Origin of the sequence: uncultured Oscillibacter sp. (genome assembly GCF_910587525.1) — a bacterium.
Classification (GTDB): Bacteria; Bacillota; Clostridia; order Oscillospirales; family Oscillospiraceae; genus Oscillibacter.
This window is the reverse complement of the sequence record NZ_CAJULS010000065.1, coordinates 1-12,760: the sequence shown is the minus strand read 5'-3', so window position 1 is coordinate 12,760 and position 12,760 is coordinate 1. Positions and strand designations below refer to the sequence as shown.

General features: G+C 62.8%; 12 protein-coding genes. 3 read left to right on the top strand and 9 right to left on the bottom strand.

The genetic code is table 11. From position 1 onward, the window contains the following. Together QZ326_RS07370 and QZ326_RS07365 are read left to right on the top strand one after the other, a co-directional pair. Positions 1-1,099: MATE family efflux transporter (locus tag QZ326_RS07370; RefSeq protein ID WP_295743315.1), on the top strand; the 1,099-nt coding region annotated here is incomplete at its 5' end. After that, positions 1,096-1,917 carry a putative RNA methyltransferase gene (locus QZ326_RS07365; protein WP_295743312.1) on the top strand — a complete coding sequence of 274 codons (822 nt, stop codon included), beginning with the start codon at positions 1,096-1,098 and terminating at the stop codon, positions 1,915-1,917. The genes QZ326_RS07370 and QZ326_RS07365, both read left to right, overlap by 4 nt. A 143-nt stretch (positions 1,918-2,060) precedes the next feature. Here QZ326_RS07365 and QZ326_RS07360 read toward each other — a convergent pair whose 3' ends face one another. Beyond that, positions 2,061-2,831: a 4Fe-4S binding protein gene (locus QZ326_RS07360; RefSeq protein ID WP_295743309.1), complete on the bottom strand. Its 771-nt coding sequence runs from the start codon at positions 2,829-2,831 to the stop codon at positions 2,061-2,063. A gap of 123 nt (positions 2,832-2,954) precedes the next feature. Here QZ326_RS07360 and QZ326_RS07355 point away from each other — a divergent pair, with 123 nt between their 5' ends. Beyond that, a complete protein-coding gene (locus QZ326_RS07355) occupies positions 2,955-3,389 on the top strand; it encodes an Rrf2 family transcriptional regulator (RefSeq protein ID WP_295743307.1) in 435 nt (144 codons plus the stop codon). 165 nt (positions 3,390-3,554) lie between these two features. On the opposite strand, the gene QZ326_RS07350 is transcribed toward QZ326_RS07355, so the two are convergent. The 8 genes from QZ326_RS07350 to QZ326_RS07315 all read right to left on the bottom strand — a co-directional run. Beyond that, on the bottom strand, positions 3,555-4,598 hold the full coding sequence (locus QZ326_RS07350; RefSeq protein ID WP_295743304.1) for a glycosyltransferase family 4 protein: 1,044 nt from the start codon (positions 4,596-4,598) through the stop codon (positions 3,555-3,557). Positions 4,599-4,747: 149 nt separating this feature from the next. Further along, on the bottom strand, positions 4,748-5,323 hold the full coding sequence (locus QZ326_RS07345; protein ID WP_326172676.1) for a TVP38/TMEM64 family protein: 576 nt from the start codon (positions 5,321-5,323) through the stop codon (positions 4,748-4,750). Between the two features lie 8 nt (positions 5,324-5,331). Then, the gene (locus QZ326_RS07340; protein ID WP_295743299.1) at positions 5,332-6,516 is read right to left on the bottom strand and encodes a glycosyltransferase family 4 protein; all 1,185 of its coding nucleotides are present in this window, start codon (positions 6,514-6,516) and stop codon (positions 5,332-5,334) included. Positions 6,517-6,971: 455 nt separating this feature from the next. Continuing rightward, a complete protein-coding gene (locus tag QZ326_RS07335) occupies positions 6,972-9,008 on the bottom strand; it encodes an FtsX-like permease family protein (protein WP_295743297.1) in 2,037 nt (678 codons plus the stop codon). Next, positions 9,001-9,768, bottom strand: coding sequence for an ABC transporter ATP-binding protein (locus tag QZ326_RS07330; RefSeq protein ID WP_295743295.1), 768 nt, complete (start codon positions 9,766-9,768; stop codon positions 9,001-9,003). Before QZ326_RS07330 ends, QZ326_RS07335 begins: the two co-directional genes overlap by 8 nt. A 317-nt stretch (positions 9,769-10,085) precedes the next feature. After that, the gene (locus QZ326_RS07325; RefSeq protein ID WP_295743292.1) at positions 10,086-11,069 is read right to left on the bottom strand and encodes a HAMP domain-containing sensor histidine kinase; all 984 of its coding nucleotides are present in this window, start codon (positions 11,067-11,069) and stop codon (positions 10,086-10,088) included. Next, positions 11,066-11,746, bottom strand: a complete 681-nt coding sequence (locus tag QZ326_RS07320) for a response regulator transcription factor (RefSeq protein ID WP_295743289.1) — start codon at positions 11,744-11,746, stop codon at positions 11,066-11,068. Before QZ326_RS07320 ends, QZ326_RS07325 begins: the two co-directional genes overlap by 4 nt. A gap of 144 nt (positions 11,747-11,890) precedes the next feature. Further along, positions 11,891-12,760, bottom strand: an 870-nt coding sequence (locus QZ326_RS07315) for a hypothetical protein (protein WP_295743286.1), incomplete at its 5' end; no start/stop codon positions are given.

The following is a 12,760-nucleotide window of genomic DNA, read 5'->3' as shown; positions in this document are numbered from 1 at the left end:
CGCAGGCGTGGCCATCGCGTCCCTGGTGGCCCTGATCCTCTTCTGCTTTCCGGAGTTCGTCATGGGCCTTGTGACCAACAACGCCCAGCTGATCCCCCTGGGGGCTCCCTACGTCCGGATCGTGGGCATCAGCTACATCTTCAACACCGTCAGCTCCGTGTACATCGGCATGCAGCGCAGCACGGAGAATCCCCTCATGGGCATGACGGTCTTCGCCTGCTCCATGCTTCTGAACACCCTTTTGAACTACATCCTGATCTTCGGCAAGTTCGGCGCTCCCGCCCTGGGGATCACCGGCGCCGCCGCCGCCACGCTGGCCGCCCGGGTGGTGGAGTTTCTCCTCACCTTCGGCTACGCCCTGCGGGACCGGCGGATTCCCCTTCAGCCTGCCGCTCTCCTCCGCCCCGGTACTGCCCTGATCCGGGATTTTGTGAAGTACTCCATCCCCGTGCTGTTGAATGACTCCCTCTGGGGCCTGGGTACCACGGTGATCACCGCCATCATCGGCCATATGGCTATCTCCGAGGAGATGCTGGCGGCCTACGCCATCATGGGCAACATCGAGAAGTTTTCCACTGTGGCATGCTGGGGAATCTCCGGCGCTGCGGCGGTCATCATCGGCAAGCTCATCGGCGAGGGCGCCTCCAGGGATCAGGTCTATGACGTGGGGTGCTGCCTGCTGCTGCTGTCGTTGCTGCTGGGCTTTTTGGGGTCAGCGTGTCTGGCGGTTCTCCTGCCCACGGTGTTCATCCCCTATCTCTATCCCCTGTTCCATCTGGCGGATCTCTCGCTGCGGATTGCCGTCACCATGTGCGTCGTTTTCATCGTCATCATGCCCACCAAGGCCTTCGACATCACCAATATCTCCGGCATTCTGCGGGCGGGAGGCGATGTGCGCATGGCCGCCATCATTGACCTGGGCTCTCTCTGGGGCGTGGCGGTGACCACCACCGCTCTGACGGCCCTGGTCTTTCACGCGCCGGCGGCCCTGGTGTGCCTGGGCATCCAGGCGGAGGGCCTGAGCAAGATGCCCTTGGGGATCTGGCGGCTCCGGAGCCGAAAGTGGATCAACGACGTGACCCGAAAGGAGGCGCTATGAGCCTCTTCCGGTGTCCCATCTGCGGGGCGGGCCTGGAGCGGGGAGAGCGGGCCTGTGTCTGTCCCTCCGGCCACAGCTATGACCTGGCCAGGGAGGGCTACGCCTACCTGCTGCCGCCCAATCAGAAGCACTCCGCCGCCCCCGGCGATGACCGGCAAATGGCGTTGGCCCGGCGGGAATTCCTGTCCAGAGGGTATTACGAGCTGCTTTTGAATACGCTCTGTTGTCAGGTTTTGGCCGAGTGCGGCGAATCTCCGGTGATCCTGGACGCCGGCTGCGGCGAGGGCTACTACACCGCCGGTATTTTTCAGGCCATGCGGAACGCTGGAAGAGCGCCCCGCATGGCGGGGACGGACATTTCCAAGTTCATTCTCCGCTCCGCGGCGAAGCGGGAGAAGGGCGTGGAGTTCGCCGTGGCTTCCTCCTACCGCCTGCCTTTGGCGGACGGGGCCGCGGATATCCTGCTGGACTGCTTCTCCCCCCTGGCTCTGGAGGAGTTCCGCCGGGTGCTCCGGCCCGGCGGCGTGTTTATGTACGTGGTCCCCGGGGAGCGGCACCTGTGGGAGCTGAAAGAGGTGCTGTATGACCGTCCCTACCCCAACGAGGAGAAGGAGACGCCCTACGAGGGTTTTGCCTATGAGCGGATCGTCCCGGTTGACAGCGCCGTCACTCTGCCCAATCAAACGGATATCCGGAATCTGTTCCGCATGACCCCCTATTACTGGAAAACGCCCCGGTCCGGCGGGGAGCGGCTGGCGGCGTTGGAGACCCTGGACGTCACCATCTCCTTCCGCATCCATGTCTTCCGGAGATTATAAAAAGAGGCCGCACAGCCAGGCTGTGCGGCCTCTTTGCTGTATTCACCGGCGGGAAATGCTGGATGTATTTCAAGAAAATTTTACGAAGACCGGCGCGAAAAAAGACCCGTCCGGACGGCGTTCATCGCCTGTGAATACAGCTTCTAAACCGCAATGAATAATTCGGGTTCCTTTCTCCCGGCGCAGGCCTTTTTGAGCGCCAGCGCCGCGGCCGAGACCATTGCTCCGTTCACCCTTCTGGCCTGATGCGGACATTGCGCGACACACCGCATACAGGAGATACATTTGCCTTTGCTGCACGATTTCACATTGGATGGATCAATTGCTCCGGCGGGGCAGTTCTTCGTGCACAGCCCGCAGTTCACGCAGTTTTTGTCCGCCTTCGGGGCCAGTCCCGCGCCTCCCGCCTTTTTATAGGGCCGGCTGCCTGGAATCTCCGGTTTTTGAGGAATTCCGGGGAGGGCTAACTTTTCCTGAATCTGTTTTGAAAATGCCGCCAGCGTCTCCATGTCCCTTGCATCGGGACGTCCCGCGGCATACTGGTGTATGATGGAGTGCTCGGCAATGGCTGAGACTGCGGCAGTCACGCGAAAGCCGCAGCTTTCGGCGATGTCCGCCAGCTCCGCCAGGGTATCCTCATAGGCGCGGTTTCCGTATACGCATACGAGAACACACTTTGCGGAGCCGCCCTTGATCTCCGCCAGACGCTCAGCCGCCAATTTTGGAACGCGCCCTCCAAAAGACGGTACTGCGATCAGCACAGTATCGCCGTCCCCAAAGGCGCATTTTGAAAAATTGCTCCCGGCGTTGGAGAGATCAACGGTTTCCGCGGGCTGGCTCCATGCCTGGGCAAGTGCGGCGGCCACTTTCTCCGTACCGCCTGTGGGACTGAAAATCAGTTTGTAAAAGCTCATTTGTCCGCCTCCAATATGTAATATTTAGAATTACATCAATAGTATACCGTCTCCGGGGTGTAATGTCAAGATTTACACCAGCCGGATTTTATGGTATGCTCAAACTGTCTGGAGGTGGAAGCTGTGCATATCAGTACAAAGTGCTCCATCGCGGTTCACTGCCTGGTCTTTATCAATGAATACGGCGGCGGCAGGCGGGTGACAAGCGAGCTGCTGTCGCTTTCAACGGGGTGCAACCCCGTCGTGGTCCGCGGCATTATGAGCGCCTTGAAAAAGGCCGGCATTATATCTGTCAAATCCGGAAGGGGCGGAGCGGAGATCGGCTGTTCCCTTGACCAGATCAGCCTGTATCGGGTCTGCATGGCGGTTGAGCCCGGCGCGCTGGATAAGCTGATCGGGATTCACTCCGCACCGTCGCCCTTCTGCCCGGTTGGAAGAAATATCCACGGAGTTCTGGACGCGTCTTACGAGAAGATCCGGGGAGATTTGGCAGCAAGCCTGCAATCCACAACCTTAAAGGAGATTGTGGAGGACTACCGCCGCAGGGTTTCCCAATAGGCGGAGCAGCCGTTTGCAGACATTTGATCCCATACGAGGCGGGCGCCGCCCCTCGTGCTCCCCCGCTTAATCTGTGACCTTTTTTGTCCTGTTTGACCGTTTTTCGGCAAGCTGAGGCGGGAGGCGCCTTCCGGCGCCTCCCGCCCTGTGTATTTTCTTCCGCATTTACGCCCGGACATGCCGCTGCCGCACGGGGGAGGGCAGGGGCGGCAGAATCCGCTCCCGGCAGTAGATATCTCGCAGCTGGCTCCCCACGGCCTCCAGGCTCCGGCTCTCCGCCGTGGCCCGGCCCGCAGAGGTCAGGTCCGGCAGGGAGCCTGCGAGGATGCCCTCAACGCTCTGTTGAAATTCGCCGGTATTTGACGCCTTGTATACATTTTTGCCGTCCTCGAGCCAGCCGCCGTACACGGGAATGTTCCGTACCACCGTGGGAATGCCGCAGGCCAGGGCCTCCAGCACCACGATGCCCTCGGTCTCCTCATGGCTCATGAAGGCGAACACGTCCGCGCCGCAGTAGGCCTCCCGCAGCCGCTCCCGGTCCACAAAGCCGGGGAAATGGACATTGGCGGGGGCGTTTTCAATGGCCCGGACGATCTCCTGGGGAATCAGGCGGGGATCTGTCCAGCCGAACCACAAAAACCGGGCGGAAGGAATCCGCCGCGCCAGATCCAGAAACTCCGGCAGGCCCTTCCGGGCGATGGTGTGGCCCACGGAGATCACCGTCCGCGCGTTCTCCTCCAGGGCGTACCGCCTCCGGAAGGCGGCCCGGGCGGCGGGGTCCGGACGGAAGTATTCCGTGTCCACGCCGTTGGAGATGCTGTAAACCGGGCGCTTGAGGCCGTAGCTCTCCAGCAGCTGCCGGGAGTACTCCGTGGGGGTCAGTACCACGTCCCCCAGGCCGTAGCAGAACCTGATCCACTGCCGGAACAGGGGGGCCAGGGCGTCGGAACCCTTGAAGGAGCCCCGGAAGTCCTCCATGGTGGAGTGGCCGTACCAGACCACCTTCCTCCCCCGCAGGCGGGCGCCCAGGGCCGCCAGAACGGAGTCCGGCAGAACGGTGTTCACATGGACGGCGGCGGCGTCCTTCGTCCAGCGGGAGGAAGTCTCGATCTCCGCCCGCCGCAGGCACTCCCGCTGGTGGCGGATGGCCTGTCCCACGCCGCTGCGGCCCACCAGTTTCTCTCCGCCGCTGTAAATGTAGATTTTCATGACGTCCTCTCCTTACCGCGCCCCGGAAATCCGTTTTTGGGCGCACAAATCCAGCCGGGCGTCTCCGTCCGCTTTTTTGATCCAGAATCAGTTTTTACGGTAACCGTCGATTTATGACGGAAAATTTTTTCAAATCCCCGGGCATGTCCTCAACGGACAATCATCTGCCAGACGGCGGTCAGCCCCAGGCTGTACAGGGCGATGGCGAAGGGCTTGCCAAGGAGAATGATGGCGGTATACCGCCGCCAGCTCATGTCCGTGGTGCCCGCCAGGTAGCACAGGAAATCGTCCGGCGCCACCGGCAGAAAGATGGCCAGGGCAAAGAGCCGGGCAAATCGGTTCCGCTCCTCCGCCCACTGGCTGTACTTTTGGATGGTCTTCTCCGAGAAGAGGAGGGACAGCAGGGGCTTGCCGCAGTTTCGGGCCACGGCGAAGGCCATGAGGGAGCCGATGCAGATGCCTACGTAGTTGTAGACAAAGCCCCACACCGGGCCGAACAGAACCACGCCCACCAGGCACCCTAGTCCCCCCGGCAGAACGGGCACCACTACCTGCACCGCCTGAAAGACGGTAAACAGCAGCGCCCCGGCGATCCCCAGGCTGGCGACCAGCGCCTCCAGCCGCTCCTGGGAGGTCAGCACGCCGGTCTGCCACCCCCACAGGGCCACCGCCACGCACAGGAGAAACCCGATGGCGGACACGGCCTGGAAGACGGTTCTTTCCACGGGCCGGCTCATGCGGAAACCCCCTGACAGCGGCTTTCAACGGCGTGGCGGGCGATCTGCTCAACATAGATGGCCTCCGCCCGCTCCGCGAAGCGCTGGGCGGAGAACTCCTCCGCCGAGGCCCGGGCGCTCCGGGACAGCCGCTCCCGGCGGTGGGGCTGGGAGAGGAACTCCGAGAGCCTTGTCTGGAAGTCCGCCTGGTCCCGGTACTGCCAGCCGTTCTCCCCGTTCCGGACGACACCGGTGAGGCAGGGGTCCGCCCGGCACAGGGCGGGGACGCCGGCGGCCAGCGCCTCGATGTAGGTCAGACCCTGGGTCTCGCTGGTGGAGGCGCTGACGAACAGGTCCCCCAGCTGATACCAGTCCGATACCTGCTCCGGGGGTACCATACCGGCGAAGATCACATCCGGAGCCGTGAGGCCCAGGGCGGCGGCCTCCCGCTCCAGCCGCGGGCGGTCGGGACCGTCTCCCACGATCAGCAGCGTCACCGGAACATCCCCCATGGCGGCGCGGCTGCGCAGCAGCTCGTCGATGTTCTTCTCCTCCGCCAGCCGGCCCACGGAGACCAGAATGGTCCGCTCCTCCGGGATCTCCAGGCTGGCCCGCAGCACCGCCGACCGCCAGGGGTCCGCCTCACGACTGAAGGGAGTGAGGTCGATGCCGGAGGGCACCACGAACACTGGGCAGCGGACGCCGTATTTTTGCAGCAGCATCCGCACCTTGCCGGTGGGGGCGATGAGGCAGTCTGTCCGGGCCGCCACCCACCGGGAGAACACCGCTACCGCCTGCCGCCCGAACCGGACGCTGGGGGAGAAGTAGTGGGTGTAGTCCTCGTACACCGTGTGATAGGTGTGGACCAGGGGGATGTCCAGCTCCTCCGTGATGCGCCGGGCCAGGAAGAAGGTGGAGAATTCGCACTGGGAATGGACCACGTCCGGCCCCCAGGCAATCAACTCCCGCACCTGCTTTCCGGCCAGAGCCGTGCGCAGCCGGGCGCCGGGGTATACCAGTCCCGCGGCGATGGAGCCCAGGTATGTCACGCCGTCCTTTTCCCAGGAGCGGCGGCTCTGGGAGAGGGTCAGCACCCGGACCTCATGGCCCCGCCGCTCCAGCTCCCGGCGGAGATTTTTTACCGACGTGACCACCCCGTTGACGGCGGGGCTGTACCAGTCGGAGGTGATGAGAATTTTCATGTAAGGTCCCTCATTTCGCGTTGTTCTATCCATCCATACGAGATGGCGGTCTGGTTTTCTTCAAAAAGCGGAAATATTTTTATGTCTACTGTGTATCATTGTACTAGTGTATTAGATATAATAATATAGTTAATACAGATTGTCAAGTCACAATTTGTGGTTTTCGAGTTCCGGGCCCTGATATAAGGCGAAAAAAGGGGGGAATGTTTCAAGCAAAACAGCGGCTTTGCAGGGGCGGGACTCTGTCCCCGCCCGTTTTCCGAAAACGCCGGGTTTCCGGCGGATGGGCCGGGACAGAGCCCGGCCCCTGCATAAAATGCGCGAAGAGAACACTTCCGCAGGCGGCCCCCTGTTTTTTACAATAGCACGGAATCTGTCCGCATTTTTCTGAAATCTGACAATTTTGAAAGAACCGCGGCCCCGGCGGCCTGAGAAGCCGCCGGGGCCGCGGGAGGTCAGCGCTCCGCTTCGCCGCCCACGATATGGTCGTAAGTGTGGGCAGTGAGGCCGTAGACCAGGGCGTAAATGGCGCAGAAGGCCAGCATGGTCCCTGCCGTGCAGAGGGCGAACAGCTTCACGTCGTATAGGTTGAACAGCGTCAGCATACGGGAGAGCATGGGGAAGGCCGCCGCCGCATGGACCCCCGCCGTCCCCAGGGGCAGGAAGAACACCAGCAGGATCTGGCTGTGAATAGAGGCCCGGACCTCCTTCTCCGTCATGCCCACCTGGCGGCAGATGTGGTAGCGCCGCTGGTCCTCATAGCCTTCGGAGATCTGCTTGTAGTAGATGATGAGGACGGTGGTCATGAGGAAGAGGATGCCAAGGAACACCCCCAGGAACAAAAAGCCACCGTACATGGCATAGAACTCCTGGGCGTTGCTCTGCTTGCTGTTAAAGCTGATGCCGTCCTCCCGCAGGCTCAGGCGGTACACCAGGTCCTCGGTCTGGGCCAGCTTTTCCGCGTAGTCCTTTCCGGTCAGGTTCAGCTGGATGCGGAACTGGCGGGCGGTGCGCTCCCGGTCCAGGGCCATGAGATTCTCCGCCGTCTCCCGATCCGAGACCACCAGGAACAGCTCTGCCTCCTCGCTGCCCAGCAGAACGGTGGTGGCGTGGCGGATGGGCTCCGGGATCCCGCCCTGGACGTGGAAGGCGTATCCCTCCAGGTCAAAGGGCGATTCAATATACGGGGCGGGGTGTTCGTCGTTGTACCGGGCGATGCGGAAATCCGCGGAGAAATTCTCCAGGCCGGCGGCGTGGACCAGCACCTCGCCCGGGGCCAGGCTGACAGCCCGGCCCGTCAGGCGGGCGTAGTCCTCCGCCGCCACCACCTCCAGCAGCGTCCGCTGGGTATTGGGGCTCATGTTCAGAGAGAGCACGCCGCTGCGCCACCCGCAGTACACCCAGTAGCGGTTATAATACCGAAGGTTCTGGATATCACCCACGGAGGCGGCCTCCCGCCGCACTGCCTCCAGATACTCCATGGAGTCCCCGGGCTGGCGGTCCAGGTCCTGGAGAAATTCGATGTCGTAAGGGAACATCTCGTCCAGGGCCCGGTCCAGGCCGATATACATACAGATGGTGGTGGAGACCGTCACCAGCACCATAGTGGAGAGAATACAGATGTTGGCAAGGCCCACGGCGTTCTGCTTCATGCGGTAGAGGAGGCCGGAGACGGCGGTGAAGTGGTTGGTCCTGTAGTAGAAGCGCTTGTTGGCCCGCAGGCGTTTCAGCAGGGCGATGGACCCGGCGGTGAACAGGCAGTAGGTGCCGATCATCACCAGCGCCACTGCCAGAAGAAAAAAGAACATGGCCTCCACGGGGTTTTTCACCGTGAAGGAGAGGCCGTAGCCCCCCAGAAGCGTCACCGTGCCGGTGAGCACCAGCAGCCATTTGGTCCGGGGCTCCCGCTCCCCGGCATGTTCGCTGTGCAGGAGTTCCACCGGCTTGGACCGGTACAGCCGCAAGAGGTTGCGCAGCAGCGTCAGGGCCATCAGCGCGGCGAAGAGGACGGCCGTCTCGCAAATTCCCGGCAGGCTGACGGAAAAGCCGAACAGCACCGGCAGATGGGACATTTTCAGCACCACCAGCAGCATCAGCTTGGACAGGAGAATGCCCGCCAGAATCCCTCCGGCGATCACCGCCGCGGCGCAGAGAAGCGTCTCCCAGCACATCACCAGGGCGATGTGCCGCTTCTCCAGCCCCAAGATGTTGTAAAGGCCCAGCTCCTTCTGCCGCCGCTTCATGACGAAGCTGTTGGCGTAGAGCAGGATGACAGCGGCGAAGAGCGCCACCACAAAGCACCCCACGCTGGTCAGGGACTGGAGGTACATGGCTCCCCGGACGGTTTTCAGGGTCTCATGGCCAGAGAGGAAGCGGAGGATGTAGTACATGGCCGCAACGCCGCCGCAGGAGAGGAGATAGGGCCCGTAGTACCGCCCGTTTCGGGCCAGGTTCACCAGAGCCAGCCGGGGGAAAAAGCCGGATTTACGCATGGGACTCACCGCCTTGCGAGAGCACAGTCAGCGTGTCGGAGATGCGGCGGAACTGGGACTCCTGAGTCTCCCCGCCCCGGTAGAGCTGGTGGTACACCTGCCCGTCCCGCAGAAAGAGCACCCTTCCGGCGTGGCTGGCGGCCTTGACGGAGTGGGTCACCATCAAAATGGTCTGGCCGTCCCGGTTGATCTCCCCGAAGAGCTCCAGCAGATTGTCGGAGGCCCGGGAGTCCAGGGCGCCGGTGGGCTCGTCCGCCAGGACGATCTGGGGACCGGTGATGAGGGCGCGGGCCGCGGCGCAGCGCTGCTTCTGTCCGCCGGAGACCTCGTAGGGGTACTTCTCCAGAATGTCCGCGATGCCCAGCTGCTTTGCCAGGGGGCGGAGCTTGGCGTCCATGGCCTCGAAGTCCTTCCCCGCCAGCACCAGGGGCAGGAAGATGTTGTCCCGCAGGGAGAAGGTGTCCAGCAGGTTGAAGTCCTGGAACACAAAGCCCAGGTGGGACCGGCGGAAGGCCGCCAGATCCCGCTCCCGGATGCCGGAGAGGGCCTTGCCGTTGAGATAGACCTCCCCGGCAGTGGGGCGGTCCAGGGCCGCCAGGATGTTTAAGAGCGTGGTCTTGCCGGAGCCGGACTCGCCCATAATGGCCACATACTCTCCAGGCTCCACGGAGAAGCTCACGCTGCGCAGTGCCTCCACCTGGTTCCCGCCGAAGCGGGTGGTGTAAACCTTCTGTAAATGCTGTACTTCCAGCAGTGCCATGAAAAAGACCTCCTTGGGTTTGATGGACCCAGTATACCAGACGCGCCGGACCGCCAGCCATCGATTTGGCTTACAGTCCGGCGCGGTTTCTTACAGTTTTGTAAGGTTGGGAAAATGGGCGGGATACGGGGAGAAAGCCGGGCAGTTGAGGGGGAATGGCCCGCTGAGGGCAGCGGGCCCCACAGAGAAATGCCTGCCCCGCTTTCAGCCTGGACCACTGTGAGGGGGGACATATAAACTGTTTGAGATTGGAGATAGAGGCCATGTGGAGCCTGCACCCCTGTGCAGGCTATTCCCCCGATGGCCCCTGCACTCCCTCACTCCACCACCCGCCGCCCCCGGCTCAGGTCCAGGCGCACCAGGGTGCCCTGGCCGGGCCGGGAGGTGACGGTGATGCCATGGTACAGCCGCTCCATCACCATCTTGCTGAGGTACAGCCCGATGCCGGTGGACTTCCGCCCCGTCCGGCCGTTGTACCCGGTGAAGCCCTTCTCAAAGACCCGGGGCAGGTCCTCGGCCCGGATGCCGATGCCGCGGTCGGCAATGACCACCGTGTCCCGGTCGCCGTAAATGCGGATGGTGCCGCCCTCCGGTGTGTATTTCAGGGCGTTGGAGAGCACCTGCTCCACCACAAAGCCCAGCCACTTGCCGTCCGTCAGCACGGTCTTTCCTGTCTCCTGAAAATCCAGGGTGATTTTTTTCAGAATGAACATCTTGGCCAGCTTCCGCACCGCGCCCCGGAGGATTCCGTCCAGGTCACAGTCCTGGAGGACGTAGTCTGTGGAGCTGCTGTCCAGCCGCAGGTATGACAGGACCATCTCCACATACTGCTCAATCTTCAAAAGCTCCACCTCCAGGGCACCGCCGTCCTCCCGCTCCTGGAGAAGAAGGCCCAGGGCGGCGATGGGGGTCTTGATCTGGTGGGCCCAGAAGGTGTAGTAGTCCGTCATGTCCCGCAGGCGGTTCTCGTTCTCCGCAGCCAGATGGGCCCGGTCCTGGCAGAGGGCCTGGACCAAGGCCTGATAGTCCTCCTCCAGAAGGCCCCTGGGAGGCGGCAGGGGCAGAACTTTCTCCCGGGCCTGCCGCAGAAGCAGCCGCAGCTCCCGGTGCCGGGCGAGAAAGCGGCTGTACCCCACGGCAAAGAGGGCCAGCCCCAGGGCCAGGCACAGCGCGGCGGCGTAGGCCACCGCCTCCCCCGGCAGGTCATAGAGGGAGAATACCGCCGCGAAGATCACGAAAAATCCCAGCAGCAAAAGCAGCAGCTTGTACTGCCGCCGCAGATACGCGCTCAGCAGGCTCATAGGCGGTCCTCCACCAGATACCCCGCTCCCCGGCAGGTGCGGATAAAGTCATGGAGGCCCGCGCCGTCCAGCTTTTTCCGCAGGCGGTTGACATTGACGGACAGGGTGTTTTCGTCCACAAAGCTGTCCGAGGCCCACAGGGCGGCCATGATGGCCTCCCGGGTGACGATCTCCCCCTTGTGCTCCAGAAGGAGCTGCAAAATTTTGTGCTCGTTTTTGGTCAGTTCTACCCGCTGCCCCGCCGCCGTCAGGGTGCCGTCAGAGAGGTTCAGCACCGCGCCGCCGCAGGAGAGCAGCCGGGCCGCGGGGCCGAAGTCATAGGCCCGGCGCAGGGCGGCCTGAACCTTGGCGGAGAGGACCTGGAGGTCAAAGGGCTTGGGCAGCAGGTCGTCCCCTCCCATCTGCATAGCGGTCACCATGCTCACGTTGTCCGAGGCGGAGGAAACGAAGATAATGGGCACCTTGGAGACCCGGCGGATCTCCGTGCACCAATGGAAGCCGTTGAAAAAGGGCAGGGAGATGTCCAGCAGCACCAGTTGGGGGTTAAAGGCGGCAAACTCGGAGAGCACGCTGTCGAACCGCTCCGCGCAGGCCACCTGATAGCCCCAGCCCGCCAAGTGCCGCCGCATGGCCCCGGCGATGACGGGGTCGTCCTCTACGATGAAGATCCGGTACATGGTTCTCCGCCTCCCAAAATAAGCTCGTTTGGAGCATACCACCCCAGGCGGAAAAAGTCAAATGGGCCGGGAGCAGCCTCTGGCGGCTCCCGGCCCGTTCAGTTCATTCCGCCGTCCGGATCAAGGCGGTAAGACCGTTCTTTGTCACCCGTTCCGGTCCTCGCCGCCGGCGGGCTGAAGGGTGACGATCAGGCCGTCCTCCGTCTCCTGCTCAGTGGTCACATAGTTCCCGTCCTCCGTGGGCGTGCGGTCATTGGTCCAGCCCATGGGGTTTTCCTCCAGGAAGGCCTCCACCGCCGCAGGGTCCGCCTTGGCGGGGTCCAGGGGCAGCTCAAACAGGGCGTGAACACCGTCAAAGTCGTCGCAGAAGGCGATGGTGCCGTCGCCGTTCACGGTGAAGATGGTGTTGTTGGGTGCAAGACCCTCATAGAAGGCCATGTACACCGTGCGGTCCGCGAATTTCTCGATGCTCTCGGTGTCCAGCATGCAGTAGTACACGCCGTTCTCGGCAAAGCCGGAGGCAAATGCACCCAGGGTCCAGTTGTTCACCGCCGCCGGGGAGCAGCCCGCGACCAAGGGTGTCATGGTGTAGTCGGAAAAGCCGAAGGTCTGGGTCTCCAGAGGCTCCCCGTCCAGGCGGCGGAGGGACAGCACGGCGTAGGTGTGGGCGGAGCCCGGGTCCGGGTTCAGCGTATCCAGGTCCTCTCCGGACACCAGACCCATGAGCGTTACGGCGAAGTCTCCGGTCTCCACGGTCTCGTCGATGACAATGGCGTCCGGGCCCTCAAAGGCCTCCGACAGCAGGGTGTTGCCGAAGCGCTCCGCCACCTGGGCAGGGGTCAGCCACACCAGGGCGGCGGACACAGACACGATCAGAAGGGCCACGGCGGCGGCAGCTGTCACCGCCAGCTTTTTTGTCTTACTGAAATTCACGATCTTGTTCTCCTTTTCCAATTCTCGGGCGCACTGGTGCAGCAGGTTCGCCGTCCGCTCCTGAAAATCGGCGGAAAAGGG